This window comes from Micromonospora sp. CNB394, assembly GCF_000374985.1.
In the GTDB taxonomy this organism is placed as follows: domain Bacteria; phylum Actinomycetota; class Actinomycetes; order Mycobacteriales; family Micromonosporaceae; genus Micromonospora; species Micromonospora marina.
Genome location: NZ_KB895845.1, coordinates 1 through 20,048, shown reverse-complemented (window position 1 = coordinate 20,048; position 20,048 = coordinate 1). Strand labels below are relative to the sequence as shown.

3 protein-coding genes are annotated in these 20,048 nt (G+C 74.6%); all 3 read right to left on the bottom strand.

The features are described from left to right. Positions 1-5 precede the first annotated feature (5 nt). Positions 6-4,964, bottom strand: coding sequence for a type I polyketide synthase (locus tag C569_RS0120950; protein WP_369753856.1), 4,959 nt, complete (start codon positions 4,962-4,964; stop codon positions 6-8). 72 nt (positions 4,965-5,036) lie between these two features. Next, positions 5,037-15,986, bottom strand: coding sequence for a type I polyketide synthase (locus C569_RS0120945; protein ID WP_018787726.1), 10,950 nt, complete (start codon positions 15,984-15,986; stop codon positions 5,037-5,039). Positions 15,987-16,033: 47 nt separating this feature from the next. Beyond that, positions 16,034-20,048: SDR family NAD(P)-dependent oxidoreductase (locus C569_RS0120940; protein ID WP_018787725.1), on the bottom strand; the 4,015-nt coding region annotated here is incomplete at its 5' end.

Below are 20,048 nucleotides of genomic sequence, written 5' to 3'. Positions count from 1 at the left end.
CTGGGTCAGGAGATGCCGAGGTCCTTGTCCACCATCGCGAACAGTTCGTCGTCGGTGGCGTCGTCGAGGTGCCGGCCGACGTCGGCGCCACCGCTGTCCTGGCCGAGCCGGGAGAGCATCGCCTGCAGGCGTACGGTGGCCCGCACCCGGGCCGCCTCGTCCCGGGCGACCACGTCGAGGCCCTCGGCGATCCGGTCCAGATCGTGGAGGAGCGCGTTCGGGGTGACCACGTCCTCGTGGGCGACCTCGGCGTAGAGGTACTCCGCCAGCGTCGTCGGGGTCGGGTAGTCGAAGACCAGGGTGACCGGGAGGGCCACGGCGGTGGCCGCGCCGAGCCGGTTACGCAGCTCGACGGCGGTGACGGAGTCGAAGCCCAGCTCCCGGAACGCCCGATGCTCGTCCACGGAGTCGGCGGACGGGTAGTTGAGCACGGCGGCGACCTGGCCACGGACCAGGCCGAGCAGCACGGCGAACCGCTCGGCGGCGGGCAGCCCGGCGAGCCGCTCCTGCAACGACTCCGGGCCGTCGCCGGCCTGCACGCTGCCCATCTCCTCGGCGGCGGCGAGCCGCCGGACGTCCGGCAGGTCACTGATCAGCGGACCGGGCCGGGTGGCGGTGAACGCGACGGAGAACCGTTCCCAGGCGATGTCGGCGATGGTGAGGAACGCCTCGCCATGGTCCACGGCCTGGTGCAGCGCGGTGATCGCCGCCTCCGGGGTCATCTCGGGTACGCCGTGGCGGTGCAGCAGCTCGCCGAGCGGCCCGGCGGCCATACCGCCGCCGGCCCACGCCCCCCAGGCGACGGAGGTGGCGGTGAGGCCGAGGCCGCGACGGTGCTGCGCGAGCGCGTCGAGGAAGGCGTTGCTCGGGGCGTAGTTGCCGACGCCGGAGCTGGCCACGCTGCCGGCGAAGGACGAGAACATGACGAATGCGGACAGCTCGTGGTCGAGGGTCAGCTCGTGCAGGTTGTACGCGACGTCGACCTTGGCCTGCAGCACCCGCTCGATCTGCTCGGGCCGGATGTCGTTGATCATGGCGTCGTCGAGGACGGCGGAGGCGTGCACGACCGCGGTGAGCGGGTACTCGGCGGGGATCGCGTCGATCAGCTCGGCCAGGGCGTCGCGGTCGGAGGCGTCGCACTCGACCACTGTCGCCTGGGCGCCCAGCGCGGTGAGCTCGTCGACGAGCTGCTGCGCGCCGGGCGCGGCCATGCCCCGCCGGCTGACGACGACGATGTTCTCCACACCACTGCGGGCCAGCCAGCGGGCGGCGTGCCCACCGAGCGCGCCGGTGCCGCCGGTGACGAGCGCCGTGCCGTACGGCTGCCACGGGTTGGCGGGCTGACTGTCGCCGAGCGGGACGCGGGTGAGCCGGCGGGCGAGCAGGCCACTCGGGCGTACCGCGATCTGGTCCTCGTCCCCGGCGGTGGTGAGGGCCGCCACCAGCAGGTCGGCACAGCGGTCCTCCACGGCCTCGGGCAGGTCCACGAGGCCGCCCCAGCGCTGCGGGTGCTCCAGCGCGGCGACCCGGCCGAAGCCCCAGACCAGCGACTGCGCCGGGGAGCGCAACAGGTCGGCCATACCTACCGACGCGGCGCCGGAGGTGACGCTCCACATCGGCGCGCTCAGGCCGATGTCGCCGAGGGCCTGGAAGAGCGCGACGGTGGCGGCGAAGCCGCCGGGCACGGACGGGTACAGCGGGTGGGCCAGCTCGTCGAAGGCGAGCAGCGAGACCACGCCGGCGACGTCGGCGGTGGCGTCGCCGCCCGGTGCGCCGGCGAGCGCCTCCTGCAGCAACTTGCCGAACTGGTCGCGGTCGACGTCGGGCGTGGAGACGGCCACCGGCACCAGCGTCGCGCCGGCCGTCGCGATCGCCTCGACGCAGGCGTCCTGCCAGGGCTCGATGATGTCGCCGGTCGGCATGACCACGACCCAGGTGCCGTCCATGCCCCGGTTGGCGACGCCGGTCAGGGGCTTCCAGGTGTCCTGGTAGCGCCAACTGTCGATGTCGGCCTGCCGGCGCCGCTGCCGGCGCCAGGAGGTGAGCATCGGCAGGGCCGGCAGCAGCGCGTCGAGAACCTCGTGTGCCGGGGTCTCCTCGGTGGCGATGGTCTCGGCGAGGGCCGTGACGTCCCCGCTCTCGACGGCGGCCCAGAAGCCCGCGTCGCCCGGGTCGCCGCTCATGCCCGACAGCAGGCTCTCCAGGCCGGGCCCGCCGCTGCCGTCGAGCCAGAACCGCTGGTGGTCGAAGGCGTACGTGGGCAGCGGCGTGACCTCGGTCTCGGCGAGGACGTCCGCCAGGTCGACGGGCAGGCCGACGGCGTACGCGGTGGCGAGGTTGGTCAGCAGCCGGGTCGCGTCGTCGTCGCCCCGGCGCAGGCTGCCCAGGGTGTGCCCGCTCGCACCGGTGTCGTCGAGGATCGCGGTGACCGGCATCGCCAGCACCGGATGCGGGCTGACCTCGACGAACGTGGTGTGCCCGGCGGCGACCGCCGTCCGGACGGCGGCGTCGAACTGCACGGTCTGCCGCAGGTTGTCGTACCAGTGCTCCGCGCCCATGGTGAGCGGGTCCGCCCACTCGCCCGTGAGGGTGGAGACCAGCCGGGTGTGGCCGGTCTGCGGGGTGACGCCGGCCAGGTCCGCGCGGAGCTGCTCGGCCACCTGCTGCACGGCCTCGGAGTGCGACGCGTAGTCCACGGGGATCAGCCGGGCGCGGACGCCCTGCGCCTGGCACGCCTGCACGAGGTCGGCCACGGGCTGCGGCGGGCCGGACACCACGACGGTGGACGGCCCGTTGACGGCCGCGACACCGACACCCGGGAAGGCGGGCAGGCGCTCGGTGACCGCGTCGGCCGACAGGTCGATCGACGCCATCGTCCCGGTCCCCCGCAGCACCGTCAGCGCCCGCGACCGCAACGCCACTGCCTTCGCAGCGTCCTCCAGGCTCAGGATCCCGGCGACACAGGCCGCGCCGATCTCGCCCTGCGAGTGACCGATCACCGCGTCCGGGACGACGCCCGCCGCGCGCCACACGGCCGCCAGGGCGATGCCGACGGCCCACAGCACGGGCTGCACGACCTCGACCCGCTCCAGCCACGACTCGTCGTCACCGGTCAACACCGCGACGAGGTCCACGTCGAGATACGGCGCCAGGGCCCGCTGGCACTCGGCCAGCTTCGCGTCGAACACCGGCGTACGACCGACGAGCCCGGCCGCCATCCGCGCCGACTGCGCCCCCTGACCCGGGAACACGAAGACGGGACCTGCGCCGGGGCTGGTGACCGTACCGGTGACGAGGTTCCCGGCCGGCTGGCCGGCGGCGAGGGCGTCCAGCCCGGCCAGCAGCTCGTCGGCGGTCGACCCGACGACGGCGGCACGGTGGTCGAACGTCGAGCGGGTGGTGGCCAGTGACCAGCCGACCGCCGCCGGATCGATCTCGCCGCGCCTGCGCAGGAAGTCCGCGAGCCGGGCCGCCTGCCCGCCCAGGGCGGTCCTCGACCGGGCCGACACCGGCCAGAGGGTCACGTCCGGGGCGACCAGGCCCGGCCGGCGCGCGGGCTCGACCGCGCCGGTGCCGTCCGCCTGCCCGCCGTCGACGGTCGCCGCCTCGGCGACGCGCGGGCGGTACTCCTCCAGGATGACGTGGGCGTTGGTGCCGCTGACCCCGAAGGAGGAGACGCCGCCGCGGCGCGGCCGGTCCAGTTCCGGCCACGGCTTGGACTCGGTGAGCAGGGAGACCGCCCCGGCCGTCCAGTCCACGTGCGGGGACGGCTCGTCGATGTGCAGGGTCTCCGGCATCACCCCGCTACGCAGCGCCATCACCATCTTGACCAGCCCGGCGACGCCGGCGGCGCTCTGGGTGTGGCCGATGTTCGACTTCACCGAGCCGAGCCACAGCGGACGGTCGGCCGGGCGGTCCTGCCCGTACGTGGCGATGAGCGCCTGCGCCTCGATCGGGTCGCCGAGGGTGGTGCCGGTGCCGTGCGCCTCGACCATGTCGACGTCGGCGGAGCCGAGCCGGGCGTTGGCGAGGGCCTGGCGGATGACCCGCTGCTGAGAGGGTCCGTTGGGGGCGGTGAGCCCGTTGGAGGCGCCGTCCTGGTTGAGGGCGCTGCCCCGGATCACGGCGAGGACCGGGTGACCGTTGCGTTCGGCGTCGGCCAGCCGCTCCACGACGAGCACGCCGCCGCCCTCGCCCCAGCCGGTGCCGTCCGCGCCGGCCGCGAAGGCCCGGCACCGGCCGTCGACGGACATGCCGCGCTGCCGGGAGAAGACGACGAACACGCCGGGAGTGACCATGACGGTGACGCCACCGGCGATGGCCAGGTCGCACTCGCCGCGGCGCAGGGCGTTCACGGCGAGGTGCAGGGCCACCAGCGAGGAGGAGCAGGCGGTGTCCACGGTGACGGCCGGGCCGTTGAGGCCGAGGGTGAACGAGATCCGGCCGGACGCCACGCTCGTGGTGTTGCCGGTGCCGATGTACATGTCGACGCCCTCGGGCACGTTCGGCAGACCCATGCCGTAGTTCGAGGTGCTCAGCCCGACGAAGACACCCGTGGAGCTGCCGCGCAGCGACAGCGGGTCGATGCCGGCCCGCTCGACGGCCTCCCAGGACGTCTCCAGCAGCAGCCGCTGCTGCGGGTCCATGGCGAGGGCCTCGCGCGGCGAGATCCCGAACAGGGACGGGTCGAAGTCACCGGCGCCGTCGAGGAACCCGCCGATGCGGGTGTAGCTCTTGCCCGGCTTGTTCGGGTCGGGGTCGTAGAGCGCCTCCAGGTCCCAGCCCCGGTCGTCCGGGAACTCGGTGAGCGCGTCCCGGCCGTCGGCGACAAGCTCCCACAGGTCCTCCGGCGACCGCACGCCACCCGGGAAGCGGCAGCTCATCGAGACGATGGCCAGGGGTTCCTGGTCGCGGGCCTCGACGGTCTGCAGCTTGCGCCTGGTGTCGTGCAGGTCGGCTGTCACCCGCTTCAGGAAGTACCGCAGCTTGTCGTCACTCATCGGTTGGCCCCTGCCTCGATCCGAAGGTTGGTCATCTCAGGAGATTCCAAACTCTTTGCTGATGAAGTCGAAGATCTCGTCGTCGCTGGCCGAGTCGAGGTCTGGCCGGTCCGGTTCGACGGCGGGCCCGGCCGCCAGGTCGGACGCCTTGGCGAGCAGGTCCTGCATCCGGGCGGTGAACCGGGCGCGGGCCGCCGGGTCGAGCGGGATGGCGGTGAGCAGGCTCTCCACCGTGTCGATGCCCTGAAAGAGCGGCTGGGTGGAGGGCGCCGCGTCGGCCGCGATCTCGCTTGTCAGCTTCTCGGCGAGCGCCGTCGGCGTCGGGTAGTCGAAGACGAGCGTCGCCGGCAGCCGCAGGCCGGACAGGCTGTTGAGCCGGTTGCGCAGGTCGACGGCGGTGAGCGAGTCGAAGCCCAGGTCGGTGAAGAGCCGGCTCGGGTCGACCGCGTCGGCACCGGCGTGGCCGAGGACGGCGGCGATGTTCGCGCGTACCACGTCGAGCACCACCTTGAGCCGTTCCGGGGCGGCCAGTCCGGCGAGCCGCCGGCCGAGTTGCACCCCGCCGGAGCGGGCGCCGGTGGCGTCCATGGAGCGTCGCAGCGGCACCCGGACCAGGGCCCGCAGCATGGGGGCGAGGGTGCCGGTCTCCGCCTGCCCGCGCAGCGTCCCGACGTCCAGGCGCATCGGCAGGACGGCTGTCGCGTCGAGCCGCCACGCGGCGTCGAAGAGATTCAGCGCCTGCTCGGTGGACAGGCCGGTGGCGCCCTGCTCGGCCATCCGCCGCACGTCGTCGTCGCCGAGGTGGCCCGTCATGCCACTGGCCTGCGCCCACAGGCCCCAGGCGAGCGAGATGCCGGCGAGCCCGCGCGCCCGGCGGTGCGCTGCGAGAGCGTCGAGGAAGGCGTTCGACGCCGCGTAGTTCGACTGGCCGGCGCTGCCGAGCGTGGCCGCCGCCGACGAGAACAGGACGAAGGCCGCGAGGTTCGCGTCGGCCGTGAGGCGGTGCAGGTGCCAGGCGGCGTCGATCTTCGGCACGGCGACCGCGTCCACCCGTTCGGGGGTCATCGACTCCAGCACGCCGTCGTCGAGGACGCCGGCGGCGTGCACCACGGCGGTGAGCGGGTGCGCCGCCGGCACCCCGGCCAGCAGCGCCGACAGGGCCTCGGGGTCGGCGGCGTCGCAGGCCGCGACGGTCACCTCCGTACCGGTGCCGGCGAGTTCGCTGACCAGGTCGCCGATCCCCTCGGCCGCCGCGCCGCGCCGCCCGGCCAGCAGCAGGTGCCGTACGCCGTGGCTGGTGGCGAGGTGGCGGGCCAGGATGCGGCCCAGCACGCCCGTGCCGCCGGTGATCAGCACGGTGCCGGCCGGGTCGATCCCACCGGGCAGCGGCTCCACACCGGCCGGAACCCGGCCGAGCCGTGGTGTGCGGACCTGCCCGTCGCGCACGGCGAGCTGCGGCTCGCCGGAGGCGATGGCGGCGGCCAGCGCGGCGGCGCTGTCCGGGGCGTCGTCGAGGTCGACGAGCTGGCACCGGCCCGGGTGCTCGAGCTGGGCGGCACGCAGCAGGCCCCAGACCGGGGCCTGGCGCAGGTTCACCGGCTCCTGCTCCCCCGCCGCGACCGCGTCCCGGGTGACGAGCACCAGCCGCGAGTCGGCGAACCGGTCGTCGGCGAGCCAGGTCCGCAACGCGGCGAGCGTACGGTGCGTGGTGGCGCGCGCCTGCGCGGCGACCTCCGGGTCCGACGGGTTCCCGGCGTCGCCGACCGGGACGATCACCAGCTCGGGCGTCGGCTCACCCCCGGCGAGCAGGTCGCCGAGGGTGTCGAGCCCGACGTCGGTACGCACCCGGGCGCCGGCCGCCTCGCAGGCCGCGCTGAGCACCAGGTCGTCGCCGAGCGCCACCCAGCGGATGGCCGCCGGCACGGGGCCGGTGGGCACCGGGAGCACAGGCCAGTCCACCTGGAACAGCGACTCGTGCCGGCCGGAGCGGGCCGCGCCGAGGGAGTCCCCGGAGACACGGCGCATGATCAGCGAGTCGACGTGCAGCACCGGGGCGCCGGTGGCGTCGGCCACCTGGAAGGAGACGCCGACCTCGCCGGCCGCGGCGACGCGCACGCGCAGGGCGGTGGCCCCGGCGGCGAGCAGGGAGACCCCGGTCCAGGCGAACGGCAGACGGGGCGCGCCGGCGTCGGCGCCGTCGCCCATCCGGCCGAGGAAGCCGCCGATCGACATGGCCTGCAGCGCGCCGTCCAGCAGCGCCGGGTGCACGCCGAAGCGGCCGGCCTCGGCGTGGTGGCCGGCGGGCAGCTCGACCTCGGCGAAGACCTGGTCGTCGCGGGTCCACGCGGCGCGCAGGCCCCGGAACGCCGGCCCGTACCCGAAGACGGTCGCCTCGATGCCGGAGTAGAAGTCGTCGGACTCCACGCGCGTCGCGCCGGGCGGCGGCCACACCCCCAGGTCGAAGGCGGGCGCGGCGTCGGCGGGCTGCGGGCCGAGCAGGCCGGTGGCGTGGCAGGTCCAGGCGACGTCGGCGAGGATCTCGTCGGAGCCGTCCCGGTAGGGCCGGGAGTAGAGCTGGACGGTGCGCCGCCCGTCGTCGTCGCGGTCGCCGACCGTCAGCTGCACCTGGAGCGCGCCGAGTTCGGGCAGGACGAGCGGGGCGAGCAGCGTCAGCTCCTCCACCGTCGGGCAGCCAGCCTGCGCACCGGCGTACGTGGCGAGCTCCACGAAGGCGGTGCCGGGCAGCAGGATGTTGTCCATCACCCGGTGCTCGCCGAGCCACGGGTGGGTACGCACCGACAGCCGCCCGGTGAAGACCATCCGTTCGCTGTCGGGGAACGTCAGCGTGGCGCTGAGCAGCGGATGCCCGGCGTCCTGGAGACCGGCGGAGCTGACGTCCTGGGCCCGGTGCGCCGGCGGCTCGACCCAGTACCGCTGGTGGTCGAAGGCGTACGTGGGCAGGGCAACAGGGTCGGTCTCGGCCAGGACGGCCGTCAGGTCGACGGGCAAACCGATCGTGTGGGCGGTCGCGAGGTTCGTCAACAGCCGCGTCGGATCGTCGTCACCACGACGCAGGCTGCCCAGGATGTGCCCGGTGACACCGACGTCGTCCAGGATCGCCGTGACCGGCATCGTCAACACCGGATGCGGACTGATCTCCACGAACGTCGTGTGCCCCGCCTCGACCGCCACCCGCACGGCGGCGTCGAACTGCACGGTCTGCCGCAGGTTGTCGTACCAGTAGCCGGCGTCCATCGAGGACGGTTCGACCCAGTCCCCCGTCAACGTCGAGACGAGCCGAGTGTGCCCCGGCTGCGGGCTCACGTCGGCCAGATCGGCGCGCAACCGCTCGGCCACCTCCTGCACCGCCGCCGAATGCGACGCGTAGTCCACCGGGATCAACCGCGCCCGCACCCCGTCGGCCTGGCAGGCCGCCACCAGGTCGGCGACCGGCTGCGGCGGACCCGACACCACCACGGTCGACGGACCGTTCACCGCCGCGACGCCCACCCCGGGGAAGCCCGGCAGCCGCTCCGTCACCGCGTCCGCGCGGAGGTCGACCGACGCCATCGTCCCGGTGCCCCGCAGCGCGGTCAGGGCCCGGGAGCGCAACGCCACCGCCTTCGCCGCGTCCTCCAGGCTGAGGATCCCCGCCACACACGCCGCGCCGATCTCACCCTGCGAGTGACCGACCACCGCAGCCGGAACCACACCCGCGTGCTGCCACACGGCGGCGAGGGCGACGCCGACGGCCCACAGCACCGGCTGCACGACCTCCACCCGCGCCAACCACGACTCGTCGTCACCGGTGAGCACCGCCACGAGGTCCACGTCCAGATACGGCGCCAACGCCCGCTGACACTCCGCCAACCGCGCGTCGAAGACCGGCGTACGACCCACCAGACCCGCAGCCATCCGCGCCGACTGCGCACCCTGACCCGGGAACACGAACACCGGGCCCGCACCGTGCGACGACGACGTCGCCGCGACCACATTGCCGGCCGGCGACCCCGACGCCAGAGCGTCCAGCCCCGCCAGCAACTCCTCCATACCCGACCCGACCACAGCCGCCCGCTGGTCGAACACCGACCGGGTCGTCGTCAGGGACCAGCCCACCGCCGCCGCATCGACCTCGCCGTGCTCGCGTACGTGCCGGGCCAGCCGGGCCGCCTGGCCGGTCAGGGCTTCCCTCGACCGCCCCGACAGCGGCCATGCCACGACGCCGGAATCCACGAGGCCGGGCCGAGTGTCCACGCGTGCGGCGTCGACCGGCTCGTCACCCTGCTCGATGATCACGTGGGCGTTCGTGCCGGAGATGCCGAACGACGACACCGCCGCCCGGCGCGGCCGGTCCACCGCCGGCCACGGCCGCGACTCCGTGGCCAGCTCGACGGCGCCGGAGGTCCAGTCGATGTGCGGGGACGGCTCGTCCACGTGCAGCGTCGCCGGGACGAGGCCGTGCCGGATGGCCTGCACCATCTTGATCACACCGGCCACCCCGGCGGCGGCCTGGGCGTGACCGATGTTCGACTTGATCGAGCCGAGCAGCAGCGGCCGGTCGGCGGGCCGCTCCCGCCCGTACGTGGCCAGCAGGGCCTGCGCCTCGATCGGGTCGCCGAGCGTGGTGCCGGTGCCGTGCGCCTCGACCACGTCCACGTCGGCGGTGGAGAGCCGCGCCGACGCCAGCGCCTGCCGGATCACCCGCTGCTGTGCGGGGCCGTTCGGGGCGGTCAGCCCGTTCGAGGCGCCGTCCTGGTTGATCGCCGAGCCGCGCACCACCGCGTACACGGTGCGGCCCTGCCGGCGCGCGTCGGAGAGCCGCTGTACGAGCAGCATGCCTACGCCCTCGGACCAGCCGGTGCCGTCGGCGGACGCGGCGAACGACTTGCACCGGCCGTCGGCGGCCAGGCCGCGCTGCCGGGAGAACTCGACGAAGGCGGTCGGGGTGGCCATCACCATCACGCCACCGGCGAGGGCCATGTCGCACTCGCCCCGCCGCAGCGCCTGGCCGGCCCAGTGCAGGGCCACCAGCGACGAGGAGCAGGCCGTGTCCAGCGACACCGCCGGCCCTTCCAGCCCGAACGTGTACGCCACCCGGCCGGAGATGACGCTGCTGGTCATCCCGGTCAGCATGTAGCCCTCGGCGGCCTCCGGCGAGTATGCGAGCAGCGAGCCGTAGTCCTGGCCGCTGGTGCCGACGAAGACGCCGGTGCTGCTGCCCCGCGCGTCGGCCGGGTCGATGCCGGCGGACTCGAAGGACTCCCAGGTGGTCTCCAGCAGCAGCCGCTGCTGCGGGTCCATGGCCAGGGCCTCGCGGGGCGAGATGCCGAAGAAGCCGGGGTCGAACCGGTCCACGCCGCTGAGGAAGCCGCCGCCGCGGGCGTAGAAGGTGCCGGGGGCGTCCGGGTCGGGGCTGTAGAGGCTGTCGAGGTCCCAGCCACGGTCGGTCGGCAGGTCGCTGACCGCGTCGACGCCGTCGACCACCAGCCGCCACAGGTCGTCGGGCGACCACACGCCGCCGGGCAGCCGGCAGGCCATGCCGATGATCGCGAGGGGCTCGTCGTCGCCGACCGGCACGGTGGTCGTCGCGGGGCGCACGGTGACCGGGGTGCCGGCGATCTCCGTACCCAGGAAGCCCGCCAGGTCGTGCGGGGTCGGGTAGTCGAAGACGAGGGTGGCCGGCAGCCGCATCCCGAAGGCGTTGTTGAGCCGGTTGCGCATCTCGACGGCGGTCAGCGAGTCGAAGCCGAACTCGCTGAACGCCCGCCGCGGCTCGATGGCCGCCGGGTCGGGGTAACCGAGCACGGCGGCGGCCTGCCCACGGACGATCTCGACCAGCGCGGCGGCCCGCTCGGCGTCGCCGAGCCCGGCGAGCTGCTGCACCAGCGACGCGCCGGTGGTGGCCGCGGTGGCGCGCGCGGGCGTGCGGATCAGCGCCCGGTACAGCGGCGGGATGCTCCCGCCGGCGAACTGCATCTTCATGGCGGCGAGGTCCAGCCGGGCCGGGACGAGCGCGGCGTCGGTGGTGCGGCAGGCCGCGTCGAAGAGCGCAAGCCCTTCCTCGGCCTCCATGGCGGCGACGCCGGAGCGGGAGATCCGGTTGAGGTGGACGTCGTCCAGCTCGGTGGTCATGCCGCTGCGGTCGGCCCAGAGGCCCCAGGCGAGGGTGAGCGCGGCGAGGCCGCGCGCCTGGCGGTGGTGGGCCAGCCCGTCGAGGAACGCGTTGGCGGCGGCGTAGTTGCCCTGGCCGGGGCCGCCTGCGGTGGCGGCCAGCGAGGAGTACGAGACGAACGCCTTCAGGCCGAGGCCGGCGGTCAGCTCGTGCAGGTGCCACGCGGCGTCGACCTTGGGCCGCAGCACGCCGTCCATCCGCTCGGGGGTGAGCGAGGAGATGACGCCGTCGTCGCGGACGCCGGCGGCGTGGACGACGGCGGTGAGGGGGTGCTCCGCCGGGATGCCGGCCAGCAACTCGGCCACTGCGGCGCGGTCGGCGACGTCGCAGGCGGCGACGGTGATGCCCACGCCGAGCGCCTCCAACTCGGCGCAGAGTTCCGCGACGCCCCCGGCGGCGCGGCCGCGCCGGCTGGTGAGGATGAGGTGCCGGACGCCGTACGTGCCGACCAGGTGCCGGCTCATCAGCTGGCCGAGGGTGCCGGTGGCGCCGGTGATCAGGACGGTGCCGTCGGAGTCGAACGGGGCGGCCGGCGGCTCGGCCGGGGCGGGAACCCGGGTGAGCCGGGCACCGGCGGCGACGCCCGCGCGGATCACGACCTGCGGTTCGTCGGTCGCGACGGCCGGGACGAGCGCGGCGGCGCAGCCGGCCACGTCGTCGACGTCGACAAGTACGAACCGGTCGGGGTTCTCCGACTGGGCGGAGCGGAGCAGACCGATCACGGCGGCACCGGCCAGGTCGGTCAGGTCGGTGTCCCGGTCGGTGGCGACCGCGCCCGAGGTCAGCACCACCAGTCGGGACACCGCGTAGCGCTCCTCGGCGAGGAACTGCTGGAGCACGGCAAGCACCCGGTGGGTCGCCTCGGCGACAGCGCGCGGCACGTCCGCCGACGCGGGCGGGTCGAGCAACGGAAGGACCAGCACGCGGGGCGCGTCCGTACCGTCGTCCATCGCCGTGGCCAGGGCCGTCAGGTCGGGGTACGCCGCCACGGCCGTGCCGGTGGCCGCGACCGCGTCGGTGAGCGCCGCGGCGTCGCCGATGACCGCCCAGTCGACTGTGGACGGCCCGGCCGGCAGCGCGAGCGGCGCCCACTCGACCCGGAAGAGCGACTCGGTGCCGCCGCCGGAGGCGGTGCGGAGCTGGTCGGCGGAGACCGGCCGCAGGACCAGGGAGCCGACGGAGATGACGGGCGCGCCGGTGACGTCGGTGAGCAGCAGCGAGATGCTGTCGGGGCCGGTGTGCGAGACCCGGACGCGGGCCGCCGCGGCCCCGGCGCCGTGCAGGGCGACGTCGTTCCAGGAGAACGGCAGCCGGCCGTACCCCGGGGGCATGCCCGCCCCTGAAGGCGCTCCGGCCGGCGTGGTCAGGCCGAGGGTGTGCAGCGCCGCGTCGAGCAGGGCCGGGTGCAGGCCGTACCCGCCGGCCTCGGCGGCGGGAGCCTCGGGGAGCACCAGCTCGGCGAAGAGGTCGTCGCCGCGCCGCCACGCGGAGCGCAGGGCGATGAAGGACGGGCCGTAGTCGTAGCCCTGGGCGGCGAGGTTCAGGTAGAGGTCGTCGGTGCCGACCTCGGTGGCGCCCGGCGGCGGCCAGGTGGTCAGGTCGGACCAGCCGGCGGGGCCGCTCGGCGTGGCGGGGCCGCTGGCCAGCACGCCGCTGGCGTTGCGGGTCCAGGTCCGCTCGCCCGTGCCCTCGGCCGGCTCGCCGTCCTGGGCGGAGTGCAGCGACACGGACCGGCAGCCGGTCTCGTCGGCCGGGCCGATCCAGAGCTGGATGTCGACGCCCCCGGTCTCCGGCAGGATCAGCGGCGACTCCAGGGTGAGTTCGCGGACGTGGTCCGCGCCGACGTGCGCGCCGGCCTGGAGGGCGAGTTCGACGAAGCCAGTGCCGGGCAGCAGCACGGTGTCGAAGACGACGTGGTCACAGATCCACGGGTGGGTACGCCGGGCCAGCCGGCCGGTGAACAGGAATCCCTCGGCGTGCGCGACGCCGACGGCGGCCCCGAGCAGGGGGTGTTGGGCGGGGCGCAGGCCGACGGCGGTGACGTCGCCGGTCCACCCGGCACCGGCCTCGGGCCAGTAGCGCTGGTGCTGGAACGCGTACGTGGGCAGGTCCACCCGCCGCGCGCCGGTGTCGACGAACCACTGCGCCCAGGTCACCGGCACGCCGTGCACGTGCAACTCGGCCAGCCCGGCCAACAGCCCCTGCACCTCGGGCCGATCCCCACGCTGCGCGGCAACGGCCAGCACGGCGTCGTCGGCGGGCAGGATGTCGCCGACCATCGCGGTCAGCACGCTACGCGGGCCGACCTCCAGGAACGTGTCCGCCCCGGCGGCGCGCAGCGCGGCGACCCCGTCAGCGAACCGCACCGCCTCGCGCACGTGCCGCACCCAGTACTCCGGCGTGCGGATCTCATCGCCGGCCAGGGCACCGGTCACGTTCGACACGACCGGCAGCACCGGCGCGGCGAACTCCAACCCGTCGAGAACGGCCCGGAAATCAGCGAGCATCGGCTCCATCAACGGACTGTGGAACGCGTGGCTGACCGCGAGCCGACGCGTACGCACACCCCGGTCCTTCCAGACCCGCTCCACCTCGTCGAGGGCCTCAACGGCACCGGAGACCACAACAGCCTGCGGACCATTGACCGCCGCGATCCCCACACCGGCCAACCCGTCCAGCGCCGCCGCCACATCGGCCTCGGCCGCCGCGACCGCCAGCATCCCGCCACCGGTCGGCAACGCCTGCATCAACCGGCCCCGCGCCGCCACCAACGCACAGGCATGCTCCAGCGACAACACCCCGGCCACGTGCGCAGCCGTCACCTCACCGACCGAGTGCCCACCCACGAAATCCGGCGTGACCCCGAAGGACTCGACAAGCCGGAACAACGCCACCTCGACGGCGAACAGCCCGGCCTGGGTGAACACCGTCCGGTCCAGCAGCTCGGCGTCAGCCGAACCCCCGGCGGCGAAGAGCACCTCACGCAAAGGGCGCGGCAAAGCCCCGTCCAGGTGCCCGCACGCCTCGTCGAGGGCGGCGGCGAAGACAGGGAACTCGGCATACAACTCCCGACCCATGCCGGCACGCTGCGCACCCTGACCGGAGAACAGCACCGCCAGCGAACCTCGCCCAGCCGCCTGCCCGACGAGCAACGCGCCCGACGGCCGCCCGGCAGCCAGGGCACGCAACCCGGCCAGCAACTCCTCACGGCCGGTCGCGGAAACCACGGCCCGATGCTCCAGGGTGGAGCGTGAGGTGACCGACGAGAAGGCCACGTCCAGGGGCCGCAGGGTCTCGTCGGCGGCGATCCGGGCCGCCCAGCGGCCCGCCTGCGCGGCGAGGCCGGCCGCGTCCCGGGCCGACACCGGCACCGGCACGACCGGCCGCTCGACCAGCAACGCGGCGGCGGCCGACGGGGACTGCTGGGGCGCCGGAGCCTGCTCCAGGATGGTGTGGGCGTTCGTGCCGGACACCCCGAACGAGGAGACGGCCGAGCGGCGCGGCCGGCTCACCGCCGGCCACGGCGTCGCCTCGGTCACCAGCGACACCTCGCCGGCCGACCAGTCGACCTCGGGCGTCGGCTCGTCCACGTGCAGGGTGGGCGGGACGACGCCGTGCCGCATCGCCATGACCATCTTGATCACACCGGCGACACCGGCGGCTGCCTGGGCGTGACCGATGTTCGACTTGACCGACCCGAGCAGCAGCGGCGCCGAGTCCCCCCGGTCCTGCCCGTACGTGGCAAGCAGCGCCTGCGCCTCGATCGGATCGCCGAGCCGGGTGCCGGTGCCGTGCGCCTCCACCACGTCCACGCCGCCGGTGGCGAGGCCGGCGTTGGCCAGCGCCTGCTGGATCACCCGCTGCTGTGACGGCCCGTTCGGGGCGCTCAGGCCGTTGGAGGCGCCGTCGGAGTTGACGGCGCTGCCTCGCACCACGGCGAGGATGGGGTGGCCGTTGCGCTGCGCGTCCGACAGCCGCTCCAGCACCAGGACGCCGACGCCCTCGGACCAGCCGGTCCCGTCGGCGGCGGCGGCGAACGCCTTGCAGCGGCCGTCGGCGGCGAGGCCGCGCTGCCGGGAGAACTCGACGAAGGCGGCCGGGGTGCACATGGCGGTGACCCCGGCGACGATCGCCAGGGTGCACTCCCGCTGCCGCAGCGCCTGCCCCGCCAGGTGCAGGGCGACCAGCGAGGACGAGCAGGCGGTGTCGATGGTGACCGCCGGGCCCTCCAGCCCGAAGGTGTAGGCGATCCGGCCGGAGACCACGCTGCCGGCGTTGCCGGTCATCAGGTGCCCTTCCAGGCCCTGCGCGGCACCCATCAGCACGGTGCCGTAGTCCTGGCCGGTGCTGCCGGCGAAGACGCCGGTGCGGCTGCCGCGCAGCGAGTGCGGGTCGATGCCGGCCCGCTCCAGGGCCTCCCACGATGTCTCCAGCAGCCAGCGTTGCTGCGGATCCATCGCCAGCGCCTCGCGGGGGGAGATCGCGAAGAAGCCCGGGTCGAAGTCGGCCAGGTCGTGGACGAAGCCGCCCTGCCTCGTGTACGACGTGCCGCTCTGTTCGGGGTCGCTGTCGTAGAGCGACCCGAGGTCCCAGCCGCGGTCCTCGGGGAAGTCGGTGACCACGTCCCGGCCGGAAGCGACCACCTCCCACAGGTCCTCGGGAGAGCGCACCCCGCCGGGGAATCGGCAGCTCATGGAGACGATGGCGACCGGTTCCTGTTCACCGGCCTCCACCTCGCGCAGGCGCTGGCGCACCTGGTGCAGGTCAGCGGTGACCCGCTTGAGGTAGTCGAGAAGCTTCGCCTCGTCAGCCATGGACCGCGCACTCCTTGTGTTGACCCGTCGTCGCAGCAGCGATCACGTCAGGACATCCCCAGCTCGCGGTCGATGAAGTCGAAGACCTCGTCCGGCGTCGCGTCCTGGAGCTTCTCGGCGACGGCTTCGCCGTCCGCCGGGGCGTCGGCCTCGTTGAGGGAGGCCAGCAGCGCCCGCAGCCGTTCGGTGATCCGAACTCGGGCGCTGCGGTCCGGTGCCGAGCCGGAGAGTGCCGCTTCCAACCTGTCCAGCTCGCCGAAGACCGGTGCGACCCCGGCCACGCCGCCGTCGACGATCGCGGCCCGCACGTATTCGGCCAGCCCGGCGGCGGTCGGGTAGTCGAAGACCACGGTGGCGGGCAGCCGCACGCCGGTCGCCGCGGTGAGCCGGTTACGCAGCTCCACGGCGGTCAGCGAGTCGAAGCCGAGTTCGCGGAACGCCCGGTCCGGCTCGACGGCGTCCATCGACGCGTGCCCGAGCACCGCGGCGGCCTGCCCGCGTACCAGCTCCAGCAGGGTCTTGCGTCGTTCGGCGTCGGTCTGCCCGGCGAGCAGTGCGGTCAGGGACTCCGCGGAGACGCCGGTGTCCTGTGCCCGCTCGGCGACGGCCCGCCGTGCCTCGGCCACGCCCGCGATGAGCGGGCTGGGCCGCACGGCCACGAAGCCGGGCACGTAGCGGGCCCAGTCGATGTCGGTCACCATCGTCGCCGGCTCGCCCCGCGCGACGCATTGGGCGAGCGCCGTGAGCGCGGGCCCGGTGTCGAGGCGGGCCACGCCGGTACGCCGGCGGCGCTCCTCGACGGCCTGGTCGGTGGCGGCCATCCCGCCGGCCGTCCAGGGGCCCCAGGCGACCGAGGTGGCCGGCAGGCCCTGACGGTGCCGCTGCTCGGCGAGCGCGTCGAGGTAGGCGTTGGCGGCGGCGTAGCTGCCCTGACCGGCGGCGCCGAGCTGGCCGGCCATCGCGGAGAACAGCACGAACGCGCGCAGTTCCCGCCCGAGGGTGAGCTCGTGCAGGTGCAGGGCGCCGAGCACCTTGGGTCGCAGGACGGTGGCGAGCCGGTCGGCGGTGAGCCCGTCGAGCACCCCGTCCTCCAGCACGCCGGCGGCGTGCACGACGCTGGTCAGCGGCGCGTCGGCGGGCACCTCGTCGAGCAGCTTGGCCAGCGCGGCCCGGTCGGCCACGTCGCAGGCCGCGACGGTCACCCGGGTGCCCGCCCCGGTCAGCTCACGGACGAGTGCCGTGGCGCCGGGGGCGTCCGCGCCGCGGCGGCTGACGAGCATCAGGTGTTCGGCTCCCCGGGCGGCCAGCCAGCGGGCCACCTCCGCGCCGAGCGCGCCGGTGCCGCCGGTGACCAGCGTCGTGCCCGGGTAGCCGGCCTCGTCGGTGGGTGCCTCCCCGCCGGGCGAGCGCACCAGCCGGCGGACGAGGACGGTGGCGCCGTCAACGGCGAGCTGGTCCTCGCCGTCGAGACCGGCGAGGGCGGCGCAGAGCAGGTCCCAGCCGTGGTCGTCCAGGGTGGCCGGGACGTCGACCAGGCCGCCCCACCGCTCGGGGTGTTCGAGGGCCACCACCCGGCCGAGGCCCCAGAGCAGCGACTGCTCCGGGCGGCCGGCGGTGCCGCCCCGGGTGGTGCCGGCGGCGCCCCGGGTGACGCACCACAACGGTGCGGCGACGTCGAGGTCGCCGAGCGCCTGGATCAGCGCGAGCGACCGGGCGAGGAACGGCGGCACCGGCTGGGTGTCGTCGACCGGGCCGTCCGCGAGGGCGAGCAGGGACAGCACCCCGTCGACCGGGGCGGGCCCCCCGTCGGCGGTCCGGGTGACACCGCCCAGGTGCGCGGTGAGGGCGGCCCGGCCGGTCAGGTTCTCCGGCAGCGACACCAGCCGGACATCGGCGCCCCGGCGCGACAGCTCGGCGACGGCGGCCTCGCCCTCCTCCGGGTGCCGCGCGTCGGCGATCACCCACCAGGCGCCGGGGAGGAAGCTGACGGGCGTCCCGGTGTACGGCTGCCAGACGCTGCGGTAGCGCAGGTCGTCCAGGCTGGACCGGTTGCGCTGCCGGCGTCGCCAGGAGGCGAGCACGGGCAGGGCCCCGCCCAGCCGTTCCACGGATTCCGTCGCGTCCTGCTCGGTGAGTTCCGCGAGCGCGGTCAGGTCCTCGCGCTCGACGGCCGCCCAGAACGCGGAGTCGACGCCGTCCGGGGTCTCCTCGGCGCCGTCCTGCCGGGTCGCCGCGGTGGGCCAGTAGCGGCTGCGGTCGAAGGCGTAGGTGGGCAGTGCGACGGTGTCGGTCTCGGCCAGGACGGCCGTCAGGTCGACAGGCAGACCGATCGTGTGGGCGGTCGCGAGGTTCGTCAGCAGCCGCGTCGGATCGTCGTCACCACGACGCAGGCTGCCCAGGATGTGCCCGGTGACACCGGCGTCATCAAGGATCGCCGTCACCGGCATCGTCAACACCGGATGCGGAGAGATCTCCACGAACGTCGTGTGACCCGCCTCGACCGCCACCCGCACAGCCGCGTCGAACCGCACCGTCTGCCGCAGGTTGTCGTACCAGTAGTCCGCCGTCATCGAGAACGGGTCCACCCAGTCCCCGGTCACCGTCGACACCATCCGGACATGGCCGGGCCGCGGCGTCACGTCGGCCAGATCGGCGCGCAACCGCTCCGCCACCTCCCGCACCGCCGCCGAATGCGACGCATAGTCCACCGGAATCAACCGCGCCCGCACCCCGTCGGCCTGACACGCCGCCACCAGATCGGCAACCGGCTGCGGCGGACCCGACACCACCACAGTCGACGGACCGTTCACCGCCGCGACGCCCACCCCGGGGAAGCCCGGCAGCCGCTCCGTCACCGCGTCCGCGCGGAGGTCGACCGACGCCATCGTCCCGGTGCCCCGCAGCGCGGTCAGGGCCCGGGAGCGCAACGCCACCGCCTTCGCCGCGTCCTCCAGGCTGAGGATCCCCGCCACACACGCCGCGCCGATCTCACCCTGCGAGTGACCGACCACCGCAGCCGGAACCACACCCGCGTGCTGCCACACGGCGGCGAGGGCGACGCCGACGGCCCACAGCACCGGCTGCACGACCTCCACCCGCGCCAACCACGACTCGTCGTCACCGGTGAGCACCGACACGAGGTCCACGTCCAGATACGGCGCCAACGCCCCCTGACACTCCGCCAACCGCGCGTCGAAGACCGGCGTACGACCCACCAGACCCGCAGCCATCCGCGCCGACTGCGCACCCTGACCCGGGAACACGAACACCGGGCCCGCACCGTGCGACGACGACGTCGCCGCGACCACATTGCCGGCCGGCGACCCCGACGCCAGAGCGTCCAGCCCCGCCAGCAACTCCTCCATACCCGACCCGACCACAGCCGCCCGCTGATCGAACACCGACCGGGTCACGGCCAAAGACCAACCCACCGCCGCCGCATCGACCTCGCCGTGCTCGCGCACGTGCCGGGCCAGCCGGGCCGCCTGACCGGCCAGGGCGCCCTTCGACCGCCCCGACACCGCCCAGACGACGACGTCGGAGGCCACGAGCCCCGCGCTCCGGCCGGCGGCGGTCTCGGGTTCCGCGGTCTCGGTGGGCAGGTCCTCGGGCAGTTCGATGATGACGTGGGCGTTGGTGCCGGAGATGCCGAACGACGACACCGCCGCCCGGCGCGCCCGGTCCACGGCCGGCCACGGACGCGACTCGATCGCCAGCTCGACGGCCCCGGAGGTCCAGTCGATGTGCGGGGACGGCTCGTCCACGTGCAGCGTCGCCGGTACCACGCCCTCCCGCATCGCCAGCACCATCTTGATCACACCGGCCACCCCGGCGGCGGCCTGCGTGTGACCGATGTTCGACTTGACCGAACCGAGCAGCAGCGGCTCCTCACGCTCCTGCCCGTACGTGGCCAGCAGGGCCTGCGCCTCGATCGGGTCACCGAGCGTCGTGCCCGTGCCGTGCGCCTCGACCACGTCGACATCCGCGCTGCCCAACCGGGCGTCCGCGAGGGCCTGCCGGATCACCCGCTGCTGCGACGGACCGTTCGGGGCGGTCAACCCG